The organism is Limnospira indica PCC 8005 (assembly GCF_000973065.1).
Lineage (GTDB): Bacteria > Cyanobacteriota > Cyanobacteriia > Cyanobacteriales > Microcoleaceae > Limnospira > Limnospira fusiformis.
The window spans coordinates 2,528,435-2,546,792 of sequence record NZ_FO818640.1 but is presented as its reverse complement, the minus strand read 5'-3'; the positions used below and the strand labels follow the sequence as shown (position 1 = coordinate 2,546,792).

Annotated in this window: 7 protein-coding genes and 4 pseudogenes; 7 read left to right on the top strand and 4 right to left on the bottom strand. The window is 46.9% G+C overall.

What is annotated here, in order from left to right:
- Nucleotides 1-51: 51 nt before the first annotated feature.
- Nucleotides 52-228, bottom strand: a complete 177-nt coding sequence (locus XZ46_RS29245; protein WP_006617505.1) for an RRXRR domain-containing protein — start codon at nucleotides 226-228, stop codon at nucleotides 52-54.
- Between the two features lie 354 nt (nucleotides 229-582).
- On the opposite strand from XZ46_RS29245, the gene plsX reads away from it, so the two are divergent.
- The 3 genes from plsX to fabD all read left to right on the top strand — a co-directional run bounded on the left by plsX (nucleotide 583) and on the right by fabD (nucleotide 3,701).
- Nucleotides 583-1,623, top strand: coding sequence for a phosphate acyltransferase PlsX (gene plsX / locus XZ46_RS11195; RefSeq protein WP_008050530.1), 1,041 nt, complete (start codon nucleotides 583-585; stop codon nucleotides 1,621-1,623).
- Nucleotides 1,624-1,772: 149 nt separating this feature from the next.
- Complete coding sequence (locus tag XZ46_RS11190) at nucleotides 1,773-2,765, top strand: beta-ketoacyl-ACP synthase III (RefSeq protein ID WP_008050529.1); 993 nt, start codon at nucleotides 1,773-1,775, stop codon at nucleotides 2,763-2,765.
- 60 nt (nucleotides 2,766-2,825) lie between these two features.
- Complete coding sequence (gene fabD, locus XZ46_RS11185; RefSeq protein WP_006625926.1) at nucleotides 2,826-3,701, top strand: ACP S-malonyltransferase; 876 nt, start codon at nucleotides 2,826-2,828, stop codon at nucleotides 3,699-3,701.
- Nucleotides 3,702-3,768: 67 nt separating this feature from the next.
- Here the strand turns inward: fabD and XZ46_RS11180 are convergent, their stop codons facing one another.
- Together XZ46_RS11180 and XZ46_RS36035 are read right to left on the bottom strand one after the other, a co-directional pair.
- A complete protein-coding gene (locus XZ46_RS11180; RefSeq protein ID WP_006625927.1) occupies nucleotides 3,769-5,799 on the bottom strand; it encodes a DICT sensory domain-containing protein in 2,031 nt (676 codons plus the stop codon).
- Complete coding sequence (locus XZ46_RS36035; RefSeq protein ID WP_052733666.1) at nucleotides 5,796-9,623, bottom strand: DUF4912 domain-containing protein; 3,828 nt, start codon at nucleotides 9,621-9,623, stop codon at nucleotides 5,796-5,798. Before XZ46_RS36035 ends, XZ46_RS11180 begins: the two co-directional genes overlap by 4 nt.
- A gap of 1,058 nt (nucleotides 9,624-10,681) precedes the next feature.
- Between XZ46_RS36035 and XZ46_RS38550 the strand changes: the two are divergent.
- The 3 pseudogenes from XZ46_RS38550 to XZ46_RS11155 form a co-directional block, all read left to right on the top strand.
- A pseudogene (locus XZ46_RS38550) lies at nucleotides 10,682-11,054 on the top strand (reverse transcriptase N-terminal domain-containing protein); the annotation flags it as partial.
- A 3,763-nt stretch (nucleotides 11,055-14,817) separates the two neighbouring features.
- Nucleotides 14,818-16,037 (top strand): annotated as a pseudogene (locus tag XZ46_RS36555) (group II intron reverse transcriptase); the annotation flags it as partial.
- A 77-nt stretch (nucleotides 16,038-16,114) separates the two neighbouring features.
- Nucleotides 16,115-16,357: pseudogene (locus tag XZ46_RS11155) on the top strand (group II intron reverse transcriptase/maturase); the annotation flags it as partial.
- A 77-nt stretch (nucleotides 16,358-16,434) separates the two neighbouring features.
- Here the strand turns inward: XZ46_RS11155 and XZ46_RS38275 are convergent.
- Nucleotides 16,435-16,515, bottom strand: a pseudogene (locus tag XZ46_RS38275) (HNH endonuclease); the annotation flags it as partial.
- A gap of 85 nt (nucleotides 16,516-16,600) precedes the next feature.
- Here XZ46_RS38275 and XZ46_RS11150 point away from each other — a divergent pair.
- Entirely contained in the window at nucleotides 16,601-18,250 is a 1,650-nt protein-coding gene (locus tag XZ46_RS11150; RefSeq protein ID WP_006668501.1) for an IS1634-like element ISAtsp2 family transposase, read from the top strand.
- Nucleotides 18,251-18,358: the final 108 nt, after the last annotated feature.

The following is an 18,358-nucleotide window of genomic DNA, read 5'->3' as shown; positions in this document are numbered from 1 at the left end:
GCTGTTTCCTCAAAGTCAAACAAAAATCAGATAATTATCAACACCGCAATTCTAGGATTTTCCCGGACCATTAGAATCAGTTTTCTTGAGGATAATTGTAAATGGATAAGTCCTAAACACTGCAGCCAAACCCTGCTTCAAAAGCTTTCTGGCCCTGGCCCGATGAGTGGGACTTAACGGTTGCCCCAGTGTGTCAACCACAAAAACGTAATTTTGGTAATTTGGCATTTAAGCTATCTCCCAGATGGGGTAATGTTGGCTTCGGTCATGTTAAAGGGGCTTTTTACGTCTAGCTCACTCGAGCTGACAAATCCACTCATGTCGTTCCTTAAAGATAGACGACAGAGCAACAGGCTGGCGCTCACCTGTGGGTGTCATCACCCCCTTAACGTAGGTCTAATCCTGGACCTGCATCTTGCAGACTCTGTGAGGAGTAATTTCCGCCTCCTGCCGGAAATTACCGGATTTTATGCAAGAGGATATCGCGTACTGAGACACTTAGCGCGAAACCCCTTGCTTTATGGATAAGGGTTATAACCCCGTTTTTTGGTAAAATCTTCAAGGTTTCTCTAACTTGGGTCAATGGGCTTAACTAGCGCACGAATTGCAATTGACGCGATGGGTGGAGATCATGCCCCCACAGAAGTAGTGGCGGGCGCGCTGATGGCACAGGAAAAATTTGGGGTTGATGTCATACTGGTGGGAGATCCTCAGCAGATTGAGGCATCCCTCAAAGAACACCACAGCAACTCACCATTGCCAGAAATTGTCCCCGCCGAAGGGACAATCGAAATGCACGAAGAACCATTAGGGGCGATTAAACGCAAGCCTAATGCTTCTATTAATGTTGCCATGAATTTGGTTAAACAAAAAAAAGCTGATGCGGTTGTATCTGCTGGTCACTCTGGGGCGGCGATGGCTTCGGCACTATTGCGGGTAGGACGCATTCGGGGTATTGATCGCCCCGCCATTGGTGCTGTGTTACCTACTATGGTGCGTTCTTCCCCGGTTCTGATTCTGGATGTGGGGGCTAATGTTGATTGTCGTCCTAAGTTCCTAGAACAGTTTGCTGTTATGGGAAGCATCTATAGCCAGTATGTTTTGGGTGTTGATAACCCGACTGTGGGATTACTCAATATTGGTGAAGAATCTTCTAAGGGTGATGATCTGGCGGTGCGGACTTATCAGATGCTACAAGAAAATTCTCTGATTTCTTTTGCTGGAAATGCTGAAGGACGAGATGTACTCACTGGTAAGTTTAATGTGATAGTTTGTGATGGCTTTGTGGGTAATGTACTATTGAAATTTGCCGAGGGAGTCGGAGAGGCGGTTCTCCAATTGCTGCGGGAGGAGTTATCTTCGGGACTGCGATCGCAACTGGGGGCTACTCTGCTGAAGCCTAGTTTAAAACGCTTTAAACAAAGGGTTGATCACGTTGAACATGGGGGAGCTTTACTTTTGGGTGTAGCCGGAATTTGCATTATTGGTCATGGGTCTTCTAAAGCCCCGACTATTTGTAATGCTATTCGCATGGCGCGAGATGCGGTTAATAATGAAGTGCTAGAACGCATTAATTTACAGTATCAAAAACACCAAAAACAGGCGATTGAACAAGACTCATAATCTGGCGATCGTCGGATTTGGTGATCAGCTATATGCTCTGGGGAAAATTAATAATTGATCATTGTTAATGTCAATTATCGATTTTACCCCCCCCCTGCACCCTAACCACTCACATTTTGACCCCTTTCATAGAAAATAATTAAGGATAAATGACAACCACAGGTATAGCTATTACAGGTAGTGGCGCGGCTACTCCGTCGGTTTTACTCGATAATAACCAACTTTCTCAACTGGTGGAAACCTCCGATGAGTGGATTAGTTCCCGCACAGGTATTCGTCAACGGCGCTTGGCGACTACAGAGGTAACACTTAGTCACATGGCGGCATCGGCTTGCGCAAATGCGATCGCTATGGCTGGTTTACAACCTACTGATATTGATTTAATTATTCTCGCTACTTCCACCGCTGATGATTTATTTGGTAGTGCTAGTCAAATACAAGCACAAATTGGCGCGACCAAAGCGGTGGCTTTTGACTTGACGGCGGCTTGTTCTGGCTTTGTTTTTGGCTTGGTCACTGCTAGTCAGTTTATCCGTAACGGAGTTTATAAAAATGTGCTTTTAGTGGGGGCGGATATTCTCTCCAGATGGGTTGATTGGTCGGACCGCCGCACTTGTATTTTATTTGGAGATGGCGCGGGTGCGGTGGTTTTACAAGCCAGCGATCGCGATAATTTATTGGGTTTTGAACTCAAAAGTGATGGTAGTCTCAATAGTTCCCTTAACCTGGCTTTTCAACCAGAAGCTAAGGCTTTAACTCCCGAAATTACTATCAATCAAGGTAAGTATCTACCCATTACTATGAATGGTCAAGATATCTATCGCTTTGCTGTTAAAAAAGTCCCGGAAGTGGTCGAAAAAGCTCTATTTAACTCCGGCTTAACTGCTGATGATGTCGATTGGCTTATCCTTCACCAAGCTAACCAACGGATTCTTGATGCTGTCGCTCAAAGGCTAAAAATCCCCCCCCATAAGGTGATTAGTAACCTCGCTAATTATGGTAATACTTCCGCCGCTTCTATTCCTTTGGCTCTTGATGAAGTAGTGCGATCGGGAAAAATACAATCCGGTGATATAATTGCTACAGCCGGATTTGGTGCAGGTTTAACCTGGGGTTCGGCAATCTTTAAATGGGGAAACTAATTAAAAGTTAAACCCCATTTTTTACTGTCCTATTTAGCTAAGGTTAACAAGCAAACAATAATGACTAAAACCGCATGGGTTTTTCCTGGACAAGGTTCACAGGCTGTCGGTATGGGTGCCGATTTATTTGATTCACCAGACGCACAACCTAAGTTACATCAAGCTGCTGATATCCTCGGTTGGTCTCTACCTGATTTGTGTCAGGGGGAGGCTGATAAATTGTCTCGCACTCTCTACACTCAGCCCTGTTTATATGTAGTCGAAACTCTCCTCGTTGATGCTCTCAAAAAACAAGGTCAAACTCCCGATTTAGTCGCGGGTCATAGTTTAGGAGAATATGTCGCTCTTTATGCTGCTGGAGTCTTTGATTTTGAGGCGGGTTTGCGTTTGGTTAAACATCGCGCCGAACTCATGGATAAGGCGGCGGGGGGACAAATGGCTGCTCTCATTGGCTTTAATGCTGAACAACTCAATCAACAACTAGAACAAACCGACAATGTGGTTTTGGCTAATGATAATAGTTCCGCTCAAGTCGTGATTTCAGGAACCCCAGAAGCCGTTGATAATCTCCTCAGTAAAATCAAGGTCAAACGAGCCGTTAAATTGAATGTATCGGGCGCTTTTCATTCCCCTTTAATGGCTGATGCTGCTACCCAATTTCAACAAGTTTTAGACTTAGTTCATTTTCAACAGGCTACCGTTCCGGTTTTGTCTAATGTAGACCCTACCCCCGCTACTGATGGGGAAATTCTCAAGGAACGTCTGGTTAAACAAATGACGGGTTCGGTGCGTTGGCGCGAAATTTGTTTACAACTTTCAGAACAGGGTATTCAAAAAGTGATAGAAGTCGGTCCTGGTCAAGTATTGACTGGATTAATTAAGCGGACCTGTTCCGGTTTGACCCTAGAAAATTGCGATCGCATTCCGCCATCCTAATTTCTTTAATCCTAATTGTACTGGGAGCATCCCGCTCCCTTCCCAATTAATTATCAATTACTAATTACTAATTATTAATTATTAACTCACTTTCCACCAAAGGTATGGTAAAATGGAACTGGCTGCCTTGGTTTTTCCCCAAAGAATCAGCCCAGATACGGCCTCCCCAACCCGTGACAATTTGCCTACCTATCGCCAATCCTAAACCCGTTCCCCCCACTGTGCGGCGTAGGGAACCCTCCTCCTGATAAAACCTATCAAAAACTTCCTCCAAGCGGTTAGGCTCAATTCCTCGTCCCGTATCAGCCACAGTCACCTCTAACATTCGATCGCCATTAGATTTAGCCTTAATAGTCACCTTACCCTCAGAACTGGTAAACTTGCAAGCATTATCTAACAGTTTAGTCAGCAATTCAACCAACCACTCACCATCAGCTTTAACTAACGGTAAATTATCATTAATTTCTACCTCAATTTTAGGCTTATTTTCCGCATATCTAGCACTCACACCACTAATAGCCAAATCAATACATTCTTCCAATCGCAAAGATTCCGGGTTCCAGTCCACTCTACCACTTTCTAAATGGGATAAAGTTAGAAAATCCTGCACCAATTTCCGCAGACGTTCCGCGTCAGCTTGAGCCGTTTCTAACATCACCTCTCGCATTTCCAAAGGCATATCTGGTTCCTGACTCAAAGACTCCAAACAGACCTGAATTGTAGATAAAGGAGTCCTTAATTCATGACCTGTAATGGCAATCAAATTGCTGCGAGTCCTTTCTAACGCTTCCAATTGCCGATTCAATTCCTCAAGATTTGCATGAGTTTCCGCCTGAATTAAAGCCGCAGCCAACTGAGTAGCGATCGCATCCATCAAAGACAGCTCATCATCTTCCCAACTGCGACAAACCGAATTACACTGATGCAATTCTACCATCCCCAAAAGCCGACCTTGCGACAAAATCGGCACCATCAACCAGCCGCCAATTTCCCATTTTTCAGCCAGTTTAGCCAAAATATTCTCACCCTCATCTATCCCATAATCCACCTCCCCCGGTTCCCCCAAATACACATAACGTTGTTGTTGTAGAACCTGTATAAATAAAGGGTTATTTTCCAGCCACCAAGTCTCCCCCCGTAAAGATTTAACCTTTGTTCCCTCCGGTTGTTCAGGGCACGATCGCAGATATTCATGTTCAATAACAACACTTTTATCAGTAGACTTACACCGATAAATTAAACATCGATGAGCCTGCATTGCTTCCCCAAATTCACGAGTAGCAATTTCCAGAACTTCTTCCGGGTCAAGAGATTGACGAATAGCCGCTGTGATGGAATTAACCAATCGCTCCTTCCACTCCTGAACCGCCAAAGAACGATAAACCCGCAGTAACTTATGTTGACCTGCTTGTAAATAAGTTACCAAACGATGAGCAAACGGATCATTTAGTGGCGAGTCTAGCTCAACTTCCTCCTTCGGATTGTGCCGAGATTTGCGAGTTGTGGATTTCCCTTTTTTATCCAGCTTTTTCGGTAAATTAAAGCTATTAACAGCCTCTTCAATTTTGCCTTGTATTTCCGGTCGATAATACTTAACTCTTCCTAGTAAAAGGATCGCGACTTGGGAACAAATCTGACGATGAGAAGTCCATACACCCTCAAAGGGACGCGCTTGGTCCATCGTCAACTGTTCTGACATCTCGGAATTTTCCGCTAAATCCTCACGTTCAATACAAACCAGACAGCTTGCATAATTCTCCCCTAACACCACTAAATTCCATTCCTTACTCAATATATCTTCCGGTGGAAAAGCCACAGTTTCATAAGCATCAGAAGCATTTTTAAACTCAGTTTCTGGTGCAGCCATCACATAAACTTGAGACGTTAAAGCAGCAATTCGCCGATATCTATGTGCTTCCTGACGATAAAACCTTTCTCGCTGAAATGTAGCAATCACCAACGGAGAATCTGACCCCGCCAACACCTGATCTTCCATAGCATGAGAGAGAGCAATTAGGGAAGATTTAAAGTATATTTGAGGTCTAATCTGTGGTTGACACTGCACCAATTCTGCTAGAATTGACATGGAAATGCTCATATATTTTTCCCCCGCAGATTTTCTTCCCAGGAAATTGTATAAAAGCGATCGCCATAATGGTCACAGGGGTAAACTGGGGGAATATGTACTGATTCTGAACGCGCCAACAACAGCCAATGACCACTTTCCGTCACATAGCCAATTTCTACAATATAGTCGCGATCGCTCATCGGTACCGGAATATACCATTCCTGCGTTAACTCATCGCACTCATATTGTTTCATACTGTGGGGACGCTGCTTATCCATATCGATCCAGGTGACATCGTAAACCCGCAGCGCCAGTTGTTTACCTCCTTTTTGTCGCAAGGGTTCTCGATACTCATTACCAATATCCCAATAAGCATAAGCCCAACTGGGATCTCGTGGCAACAACACGATACATTTCTGATTATAGCCACCCGGTAAATCCGGGAGTCCTTCATCTACATCCAAACCTATAATTTCGCCATCATCCTGTTGACCTACATTGAATTTTTTCGATTCCACATCTAACTGACTGCGATCGTCTCCTCCTCCCACTACCCATGCTTGACCACCTGTTAGCGTTGCTTGCTTCAAATTCTCATCCGCCTCTCCATCCCTTTCCGACACCTCATCGGAGGAATCTCCTAACTCAATTTCCGCTACCTCAGAAACCTCCTGAGTTTCCGCATCTTCCACAACTTCTAATTCCGAGACCCTTTCCGAATCCGAATCCCCAATATCTGCTACCTGGTAACTCTCCTCACTCTCCTGAGTTTCCGCATCTTCCACAACTTCTAATTCCGAGACCCTTTCCGAATCCGAATCCCCAATATCTGCTACCTGGTAACTCTCCTCAGTTTCCACATCTTCCACCACCTCGGATTGGGAGATAACTTCCTCCAACTCAATATCTGCTACCTGGTAACTCTCCTCACTCTCCTGAGTTTCCGCATCTTCCACCACCTCTGATTCCGAGACCCTTTCCGAATCCGAATCCCCAATATCTGCTACCTGGTAACTCTCCTCAGTTTCCACATCTTCCACCACCTCGGATTGGGAGATAACTTCCTCCAACTCAATATCTGCTACCTGGTAACTCTCCTCACTCTCCTGAGTTTCCGCATCTTCCACCACCTCTAATTCCGAGACCCTTTCCGAATCCGAATCCCCAATATCTGCTACCTGGTAACTCTCCTCAGTTTCCACATCTTCCACCACCTCGGATTGGGAGATAACTTCCTCCAACTCAATATCTGCTACCTGGTAACTCTCCTCACTCTCCTGAGTTTCCGCATCTTCCACCACCTCTAATTCCGAGACCCTTTCTGAATCCGAATCCCCAATATCTGCTACCTGGTAACTCTCCTCACTCTCCTGAGTTTCCGCATCTTCCACAACTTCTAATTCCGAGACCCTTTCCGAATCCGAATCCCCAATATCTGCTACCTGGTAACTCTCCTCACTCTCCTGAGTTTCCGCATCTTCCACAACTTCTAATTCCGAGACCCTTTCCGAATCCGAATCCCCAATATCTGCTACCTGGTAACTCTCCTCACTCTCCTGAGTTTCCGCATCTTCCACAACTTCTAATTCCGAGACCCTTTCCGAATCCGAATCCCCAATATCTGCTACCTGGTAACTCTCCTCAGTTTCCACATCTTCCACCACCTCGGATTGGGAGATAACTTCCTCCAACTCAATATCTGCTACCTGGTAACTCTCCTCACTCTCCTGAGTTTCCGCATCTTCCACCACCTCTGATTCCGAGACCCTTTTCGAATCCGAATCCCCAATATCTACTACCTGGTAACTCTCCTCAGTTTCCACATCTTCCACCACCTCGGATTGGGAGATAACTTCCTCCAACTCAATATCTGCTACCTGGTAACTCTCCTCACTCTCCTGAGTTTCCGCATCTTCCACCACCTCTGATTCCGAGACCCTTTCCGAATCCGAATCCCCAATATCTGCTACCTGGTAACTCTCCTCAGTTTCCACATCTTCCACCACCTCGGATTGGGAGATAACTTCCTCCAACTCAATATCTGCTACCTGGTAACTCTCCTCACTCTCCTGAGTTTCCGCATCTTCCACCACCTCTGATTCCGAGACCCTTTCCGAATCCGAATCCCCAATATCTGCTACCTGGTAACTCTCCTCACTCTCCTGAGTTTCCGCATCTTCCACAACTTCTAATTCCGAGACCCTTTCCGAATCCGAATCCCCAATATCTGCTACCTGGTAACTCTCCTCACTCTCCTGAGTTTCCGCATCTTCCACAACTTCTAATTCCGAGACCCTTTCCGAATCCGAATCCCCAATATCTGCTACCTGGTAACTCTCCTCAGTTTCCACATCTTCCACCACCTCGGATTGGGAGATAACTTCCTCCAACTCAATATCTGCTACCTGGTAACTCTCCTCACTCTCCTGAGTTTCCGCATCTTCCACCACCTCTGATTCCGAGACCCTTTCCGAATCCGAATCCCCAATATCTACTACCTGGTAACTCTCCTCAGTTTCCACATCTTCCACCACCTCGGATTGGGAGATAACTTCCTCCAACTCAATATCTGCTACCTGGTAACTCTCCTCACTCTCCTCACTCTCCTGAGTTTCCGCATCTTCCACCACCTCTAATTCCGAGACCCTTTCTGAATCCGAATCCCCAATATCTGGTACCTGGTAACTCTCCTCACTCTCCTGAGTTTCCGCATCTTCCACCACCTCTGATTCCGAGACCCTTTCTGAGTCGGAATCCCCAATATCTGCTACCTGGTAACTCTCCTCAGTTTCCACATCTTCCACCACCTCGGATTGGGAGATAACTTCCTCCAACTCAATATCTGCTACCTGGTAACTCTCCTCACTCTCCTCACTCTCCTGAGTTTCCGCATCTTCCACCACCTCTAATTCCGAGACCCTTTCTGAATCCGAATCCCCAATATCTGGTACCTGGTAACTCTCCTCACTCTCCTGAGTTTCCGCATCTTCCACCACCTCTGATTCCGAGACCCTTTCTGAGTCGGAATCCCCAATATCTGCTACCTGGTAACTCTCCTCAGTTTCCACATCTTCCACCACCTCGGATTGGGAGATAACTTCCTCCAACTCAATATCTGCTACCTGGTAACTCTCCTGACTCTCCTGAGTTTCCGCATCTTCCACCACCTCTGATTCCGAGACCCTTTCCGAATCCGAATCCCCAATATCTGCTACCTGGTAACTCTCCTCAGTTTCCACATCTTCCACCACCTCGGATTGGGAGACAGTTTCTGAGACTGTTTGGAAATCGAAAGTTTTGGCTGATAGTTCTGGAGAAATAAGCGTTGATGTTTCTTCAGGTTTAGTATCAGAGGATATAGAAGTTTTTGCCGATTCATGTAATGCTAGCGTTGTAGATGTATCCTTTGACATCTGCGATAAGGTTGTCGATGCTAAATCCGGGGTTGGTTCAGGTTGAAGGGATTGTCCTAAACCCTCAGTTTTAGCCTGTGCTGACCTCAAATAGCGATCGCGCTTTCTCCAGAGCAGAAAAGCAATTAAGACAGCAATAGATAATAGTATTAATAACCACAGGAGAAACTGTCCCGACGATGAAGCAGCCACCAATCCTGCGGGGTCAGTCCTACTAGGTGCTGATTCTACAGACCTTCCCTCTGAACTCTCCGATAAAGGTTCAGCCTGAGATAAAACCACTTCATTGGTCGCCAACCCAGTCGAGGTCAAAGCCGTTCTCGAACGATTTGGGTATAATTGAGCAGAGACCAACCTAGAAGTCGCCAAAGACTTAGGAGCGAGATCAAGGATACAGACCAACGCCAAGGTAGCAATTGATGTTTTTCTTTTATATGACATAAGTGGCAGACCCACAATCGGGATGTTCCAGTCAGCATTACACAGAGCCTGCTCGCATTTTATCATAACAATGTCGCCCCATTTACCAAAGATCCTGGGTCTAAAGCCCCGTCCTAGAAGGACGGCTTTTTATGTTATACTATTTTGTTTGTGCGAGACGTTTAGGAGTGAAATAGGGCTGCAATGCCTGAAATAACTTCCTAGTGGGACTTTCACCCCTTGGTGAAATATAAGGGACTCGTACCCTGACCATCCCATAACTGTTTATATGTCCCAACGCTTGGAGAAATCTAAGCAAGGCAGGGAACTCAAGGTCAATCCCATTTTAAGAAATCGCAATATACCGTCCAAGTATACCTAGGAGGAGTATTAAACCCACTTGGGGCGATTATGGGATAGAGTAACGGCGATAGCCACCCCCAATTTGAGGATTCACACTCCTAGGGTTGAAGCGGGGAACGGAAGGCGTAATAGGGGAACCTACCTCTCACTCGACCACTGCCAACCATCCATGACTAAGGAAATCTGAATGTTCCGACTTGAACCATCGTCAATAGTAAGTAGCGAAATAGGTTGATACGCTGCACTCAAAAGAGTAAGGAGAAAAGTAGGAGTCTGAGCACGCTACCTACACAGACCTTTTTAAGTAACCCGGTGGATAGGACAAGTCTAAAGATGGAATGCCCGTATAAACGGAACGTTTAAACCCCTTTTAGGCTCTCAGTAGTGTTGTGTCTATTGAGTAGTCAAAAGTGTAAGCGTATACCTTTAAGGGGAAAGGATGTGACTGAAAGCTAATGCCTAACTGTAATGGTTAGGATATGCCCACTAGTCACGGTGTGGATATAGAGACTGCGGTAAGTAGGAGTCCTACGGCGAAAGCGAGTTTAAAGACTACGTATGTCATATAGCTCTGAAAGTTGAAGTCATAAAGCGGGGGGTTGTAGTCCCGTTCCTACTGACAATAGGGTATTCACATTAGGAGCCGTGTGATGTGAAAGTATCAAGCACGGTTTGGAATTGGAGTTGGCGAAGGTGACTTCCCTTTCGACCATAACATAGCAGTCCGGCGAGTGACCCAAGATAATCAAGGCAAGAAAACAGCCGGTGTTGATGGAATGAGAGCAATCTCTCCAAGACAAAGGTTTGAAATTGTCAAGAGCATCAAGGGAAATCTCAAAGCAAAACCACTGCGACGGGTGTGGATACCAAAACCTGGAAGGGATGAAAAAAGCGGGAATGGGAATACCCACAATCCAAGACAGAGCAAGGCAAGCCTTGGTTAAGTCGGCTCTCGAACCTGAATGGGAATCGAGATTTGAAGGCACAAGCTACGGGTTCCGTCCCGGACGGTCAACCCACGACGCAATAGCACGAATTTACCTAAGCATCCGCAAAGGTGAATACTATGTACTAGATGCTGATATAGCGTGCGAGACGTTTAGGAGTGAAATAGGGCTGCAATGCTCGAAATAACCTCCTAGAGGGGAATCAACTGATTCAACCCAGTTACCCCTTAACTGTTTATATGTTCCAACGCTCGAGCAGAGGAGCAAGGCAGGAAACTCAAGGTCAATCCCATTTTAAGAAATCGCAAAATACCGTCCAAATATACCTAGGAGGAGTATTAAACCACTTGGTGCGATTATGGGATAGAGTAACGGCGATAGCCACCCCCAATTTGAGGATTCACACTCCTAGGGTTGAAGCAGGGAACGGAAGGCGTAATAGGGGAACCTACCTCTCACTCGACCACTGCCAACCATCCATGATTAAGGAGACTGAATGTCCGGCTTGAACCATCGTAAGAATTGAGTAGCGAAACAGGTTGATACGCTGCGCTCAAAAGAGCAAGGGAAAAAGTAGGTGGCTATTCTAACTACCTACACAGACCTTTAAAGTACCCCGGTGGACAGGACAAATCTAAAGATGAAATGCCCATATAAACGGAACGTTATAACCCCTTTCAGGCTCTGACAATCTGGTCGAGGTAGTCAGTAGTGATAAGTGTAAGCGCAAGGTGCGAGACGTTCGGGTATGAAATAGGGCTGAAATGCCCGAAATAACTACCCGGTGAGGATTCCAGCTCCGAATCTGGATATAAGGAGACCTCTCCTGACCATCCTCATAACTGGTTATATGTCCCGACGCTTAGGGAACTAAGCAAGGCAGGGAACTCAAGGTCATAAACGAACTGAGAAATCAGGGAGTAGAGAGTAACGGCGATAGCCACCCCCAGTTTTGGAAATCATAACTCCAGGATTGAAGCGGGGAACGGAAGGCGTGAGGTAGAACCTACTACCAAGACGCGACCACTGCCAACCATCTATGATTAGGAAGACCGAATGTCCGACTTGAACCATCGTAATACACTAGCAGCGAAATAGGTTGACACGCTGCGCTCAAAAGGGCAAGGGGAAAAGTAGGGGGTTCGTGCGACTACCTACACAGACCTTTAAAAGTACCCCGGCGGAGAGGACAAATCTAACGATGGAATGCCCATATAATCGGAACGTTGTAACCCCTCTAATGCTCTGCCTATAAACCAGTGAGTAATGCTATTCACAAGGCAGTAGTGAAAAATGTAAGCGCATGGTGCGAGACGTTCGGGTATGAAATAGGGCTGAAATGCCCGAAATAACTACCCGGTGAGGATTCCAGCTCCGAATCTGGATATAAGGAGACCTCTCCTGACCATCCTCATAACTGGTTATATGTCCCGACGCTTAGGGAACTAAGCAAGGCAGGGAACTCAAGGTCATAAACGAACTGAGAAATCAGGGAGTAGAGAGTAACGGCGATAGCCACCCCCAGTTTTGGAAATCATAACTCCAGGATTGAAGCGGGGAACGGAAGGCGTGAGGTAGAACCTACTACCAAGACGCGACCACTGCCAACCATCTATGATTAGGAAGACCGAATGTCCGACTTGAACCATCGTAATACACTAGCAGCGAAATAGGTTGACACGCTGCGCTCAAAAGGGCAAGGGGAAAAGTAGGGGGTTCGTGCGACTACCTACACAGACCTTTAAAAGTACCCCGGCGGAGAGGACAAATCTAACGATGGAATGCCCATATAATCGGAACGTTGTAACCCCTCTAATGCTCTGCCTATAAACCAGTGAGTAATGCTATTCACAAGGCAGTAGTGAAAAATGTAAGCGCATGGTGCGAGACGTTCGGGTATGAAATAGGGCTGAAATGCCCGAAATAACTACCCGGTGAGGATTCCAGCTCCGAATCTGGATATAAGGAGACCTCTCCTGACCATCCTCATAACTGGTTATATGTCCCGACGCTTAGGGAACTAAGCAAGGCAGGGAACTCAAGGTCATAAACGAACTGAGAAATCAGGGAGTAGAGAGTAACGGCGATAGCCACCCCCAGTTTTGGAAATCATAACTCCAGGATTGAAGCGGGGAACGGAAGGCGTGAGGTAGAACCTACTACCAAGACGCGACCACTGCCAACCATCTATGATTAGGAAGACCGAATGTCCGACTTGAACCATCGTAATACACTAGCAGCGAAATAGGTTGACACGCTGCGCTCAAAAGGGCAAGGGGAAAAGTAGGGGGTTCGTGCGACTACCTACACAGACCTTTAAAAGTACCCCGGCGGAGAGGACAAATCTAACGATGGAATGCCCATATAATCGGAACGTTGTAACCCCTCTAATGCTCTGCCTATAAACCAGTGAGTAATGCTATTCACAAGGCAGTAGTGAAAAATGTAAGCGCATGGTGCGAGACGTTCGGGTATGAAATAGGGCTGAAATGCCCGAAATAACTACCCGGTGAGGATTCCAGCTCCGAATCTGGATATAAGGAGACCTCTCCTGACCATCCTCATAACTGGTTATATGTCCCGACGCTTAGGGAACTAAGCAAGGCAGGGAACTCAAGGTCATAAACGAACTGAGAAATCAGGGAGTAGAGAGTAACGGCGATAGCCACCCCCAGTTTTGGAAATCATAACTCCAGGATTGAAGCGGGGAACGGAAGGCGTGAGGTAGAACCTACTACCAAGACGCGACCACTGCCAACCATCTATGATTAGGAAGACCGAATGTCCGACTTGAACCATCGTAATACACTAGCAGCGAAATAGGTTGACACGCTGCGCTCAAAAGGGCAAGGGGAAAAGTAGGGGGTTCGTGCGACTACCTACACAGACCTTTAAAAGTACCCCGGCGGAGAGGACAAATCTAACGATGGAATGCCCATATAATCGGAACGTTGTAACCCCTCTAATGCTCTGCCTATAAACCAGTGAGTAATGCTATTCACAAGGCAGTAGTGAAAAATGTAAGCGCATGCTTAGAGGGTGAAGGATGTGACCAGAAGCTAAAGCCCAATTGTCATGGTTGGGATATGCCCACAGGTCACGGTGGGGATATAGATACTGCGGTCAGTAAGAGTATAATGGCGAGGACGAGTTTAAAGACTACGTGGTGCATATAGCTCTGAACATCGAAGTAGAAAGCAGGTCTCTTGATTCTGCTCCTTTGACAAATAGGGTATCCACACCAGGAGCCGTGTGATGGGAAACTATCAAGCACGGTTCTGAATGGGAGAGGGTGAAGGTGACTTCACTCTCGACCCCTAACCTTAGAGGGTGAAGGATGTGACCAGAAGCTAAAGCCCAATTGTCATGGTTGGGATATGCCCACAGGTCACGGTGGGGATATAGATACTGCGATAAGTAAGAGTGCTTATGACGTGAGCGAGTTTAAAGACTACGTGGTGCATATAGCTCTGAACATCGAAGTAGAAAGCAGGTCTCTTGATTCTGCTCCTTTGACAAATAGGGTATCCACACCAGGAGCCGTGTGATGGGAAACTATCAAGCACGGTTCTGAATGGGAGAGGGTGAAGGTGACTTCACTCTCGACCCCTAACCCTATAAGGGGAAAGGATGTGACTGAAAGCCAATGCCTAACTGTAATGGTTGGGATATGCCCACTAGTCACGGTGTGGATATAGAGACTGCGATAAGTAAGAGTGCTTATGACGTGAGCGAGTTTAAAGACTACGTGGTGTATATAGCTCCCAAAGTTGAAGTCACAAAGCAGGGGGTTGTAGCCCTGTTCCTAATGACAAATAGGGTGTCCACATCAGGAGCCGTGTGATGCGAAAGTATCAAGCACGGTTTTGAATGGGAGTTGGGGAAGGCGACTTCCATTTCGACCCCTACCGAAATGCTTTGACCGAATAAACCATGATTACCTACTATCCAAAATTCATTGTCCAAGCAGCCTGAAGAGAGACCTGAAACAATGGCTCAAAGCGGGTGTGCTAGATAACGGTGTATTTGAGGATACAGATGCAGGGACACCCCAAGGAGGGGTAATAAGTCCACTCCTAGCCAACATCGCACTGGATGGCATGGTTAGGTTCATAGAAAAACTGTACCCTCAGAAAACAGACAATCGCCCTTATGCGACGGTCATAAGATATGCCGATGATTTTGTGGTTATCTCAAAAGACCTAGAAATCATTGAACAGTGCAAAACTGCTATCTCCGAATGGTTAAAACCTGTGGGACTAGAAATAAAACCCGAAAAAACTCGAATTTGTCACACACTCAAATCCATTGAGTATAATGGCAAGACTGAAGAACCTGGGTTTGATTTTATAGGATTCAATATCAGGCAATACCCAACAGGAAAATATAAGTCTGGGAAAACAGGTGGGGTAGCAAACCGATTAATCGGTCACAAGACCCACATTAAACCCAGTAAAAAGGCAGTTAAAGCCCATACTGAAGCGATAAAAGGTGTAATTGAAAAACATAAAACAGCACCTCAATCAGCCCTGATTAGCAAACTAAACCCAATCATAAGGGGATGGTCAAACTACTACTCAGGGGTAGTTTCAACAAAAACCTTCAATAAACTGGATAGCATAGTCTGGGTAATGTTACGGGCATGGACAGCATCAAGATGCGGAGAGGCAAGCCACGAAAAGCTAGGAAACTACTTCCATAAGGGAACGGTTAAACTTAGCAATGGGAAAGAAAAGCATGAATCTTGGTTATTCAAGACTAAGGATGGATATCAATTATGGAAACATAATTGGACTCCGATTGTTAGACATACCCTAGTGCGCCCTGACGCAACACCATATGATGGTAATTGGACTTACTGGGCAACCAGAAAAGGACAAGCAATCGACACGCCAAATAATGTAGCCAAACTACTCAAAAAGCAAAAAGGTAGGTGCGCCTGGTGTGGGCAGGGCAATACTTTACCCCATCAGACATAATTGAAGTAGACCACATTGTACCTCGAAGCCTAGGCGGAAAGGATGTATACAAAAACCTTCAATTATTACACCGCCACTGTCATGACGATAAAACGGCGTTAGACAACGCCAACGCTGTATCCTTAACAATGGAGCAGTCAAACTAGGAGCCGTGTGAAGGGAAACTTTCACGCACGGTTTTGAATGGGAGGGGATGGAGGTGACTCCATTCTCGACCCCTAATTCTCCAAGACAAAGGTTTGAGCTTGTTAAGAACATTAAGGGAAACCTCAAAGCAAAACCACTGCGACGGGTGTGGATACCAAAACCTGGCAGGGATGAAAAACGCCCTCTAGGAATTCCCACAATCCAAGATAGAGCAAGGCAAGCCTTGGTTAAGTCGGCACTTGAGCCCGAATGGGAGTCAAGATTTGAAGGCACAAGCTATGGGTTCCGTCCAGGACGGTCAACCCAAGACGCAATAGCAATTAGGGGTCGAGAGTAGAGTCGCCTCTACCCCCTCCCATTCAGAACCGGACGTGAGACTTTCGCCTCATCCGGCTCCTAGTCTGATTGTTCCATTGTTAAGGATACAGCATTGGCGTTGTCTAACGCCGTTTTATCGTCGTGACAGTGGCGGTGTAACCTACATTCCGCAGGTTGACAGGGAATAAAAGATATGGTGCTAGTCTAGGCTAGAAAGGGTTCCTTCGAGCGGTAGGCTCTGGCGATGCAGATTAAAAATTTAGACCATCTGGGTTTAGTGGCTGGAGTGATTGACGAACTTGGCCTGGTCGAGTTGACGGATAAGCGGATTGAACCTCATAGCTTGGAGCATGTGAGTGCCGGACAAGTGGTTAAAGCCATGATTTTGAACGCCCTAGGCTTTCTCAGTGCACCGTTGTATTTATTCAGCGAGTTTTTTGAGAGTAAAGCGGTGTCTCATCTGCTCGGGGAAGGGGTAGAGGCTCGTCACTTGAATGACGACCGCTTAGGTCGAGTGTTGGATGAACTCTACGCAGAAGGGACGACATCATTTTTTCTCCAGGTGGCGCTCCAGGCTGTGGAACGATTTGGAATTGATATTCAACAGCGTCATCTCGATGCCACCTCGATCTCAGTAGAAGGGAAGTATCAGCGGTGCTCGAAGGGGAAATCCGAGGTAGGACTTGAGTCAGCTCCCCCCGGTGAGACATCAGCAGAACCCAGCCCAATTCGGCTGTGTCGAGGCTATTCCCGAGACCATCGTCCAGATTTGAAACAGTTTTTGATGACTCTAGTCTGTGCCGCCGACGGTGGCGTGCCGCTATGGTTGCAGTTGGCCAGTGGCAATGAACAGGACACTCAGCAGTTTGCAGAGGTGCTCAAGGCGTTTGGTGACCAATGGACTAGCGACGGTATCGTTGTGATGGATGCCGCCTTTTACACAGCAGCCAATCTGCAGCAGATGGAGACCACGGGGTGGCTATCACGGGTGCCGCTGACCCTAAAAGCGGCTCAAGAGCTGGTGCACAGCGATGTCACCCGACTGACTGAAGTCCCCTGCAACTCCAAGGATTACCGGATGTGGGAGATTGAGCAGACCTATGCCGGAGTGCGCCAGCGCTGGCGCCTCGTCGAAAGCCAAACCCGCAAAGCCAATGCCGACCTCTGGCAACCCGAATTAGAGAAGCTCGAACACCGCCTCAACCGCCAATTGAAAAAGCTGACCCAGCGGGTCTTTGCTTGCAAACCCGATGCCCTCGAGGCCTTGATGCAGTTTCAAGATGGACTCGAGGTGCATCAGCTCACTCAGGTCTCCCTGGAGACGGTGCGGGCCAAGCGACCCCCCGGTCGTCCCGCCAAATCCGCCGAACCCACCCCAGTTCAGGGCTATCGGCTCCAGGCCACGTTACAGCAGACCGCCACGGCGGAAGACCGCTTTAGCCGTCAGCGTAGTCGCTTTATTCTAGCCACCAATCAACTGGAGCAATCCCTCTGGCCGGCTCAGACCTGCTTGAGCGAATATAAAGGGCAACAGACCGTCGAGAGAGGCTTTCGCTTCCTCAAAGACCCCCTCTTCTTTGCCAGTAGCGTCTTTGTCAAAAAGCCGCAGCGGGTCGAGGCCTTAGCTCTCATCATGGCCCTAACCCTTATGGTGTATACCCTCGCCGAACGCCAACTGCGACAGGCGCTAGATGCTCAGAAGCAAACGGTGCGCGACCAACGCCAACAACCCACCGCTAAACCGACCTTTCGCTGGATTATGCAGAAGTTTCAAGGAATCCACTGGGTTAATCTCGATGGGCAAAGGCAGATTAGCAATCTCAATGATGAACGGCGATTGATTATTCACCTCTTCGGTCCACCCGTTGAGCGCTATTACTACGCATCCGGTTAATTACCTATCAACCTGCGGAATGTAGGGTGTAATAATTGAAGGTTCTGGTATACATCCTTTCCGCCTAGGCTTCGAGGTATAGCACAAAACAGGAAAGTTAGGACGTAT

Excerpts from the sequence above, each read along its gene's own strand:
- XZ46_RS29245 (WP_006617505.1), bottom strand. The coding sequence starts at position 228 with ATGCCAAATTACCAAAATTACGTTTTTGTGGTTGACACACTGGGGCAA.
- plsX (WP_008050530.1), top strand. The coding sequence starts at position 583 with ATGGGCTTAACTAGCGCACGAATTGCAATTGACGCGATGGGTGGAGAT.
- XZ46_RS11190 (WP_008050529.1), top strand. The coding sequence starts at position 1,773 with ATGACAACCACAGGTATAGCTATTACAGGTAGTGGCGCGGCTACTCCG.
- fabD (WP_006625926.1), top strand. The coding sequence starts at position 2,826 with ATGACTAAAACCGCATGGGTTTTTCCTGGACAAGGTTCACAGGCTGTC.
- XZ46_RS11180 (WP_006625927.1), bottom strand. The coding sequence starts at position 5,799 with ATGAGCATTTCCATGTCAATTCTAGCAGAATTGGTGCAGTGTCAACCA.
- XZ46_RS36035 (WP_052733666.1), bottom strand. The coding sequence starts at position 9,623 with ATGTCATATAAAAGAAAAACATCAATTGCTACCTTGGCGTTGGTCTGT.
- XZ46_RS11150 (WP_006668501.1), top strand. The coding sequence starts at position 16,601 with ATGCAGATTAAAAATTTAGACCATCTGGGTTTAGTGGCTGGAGTGATT.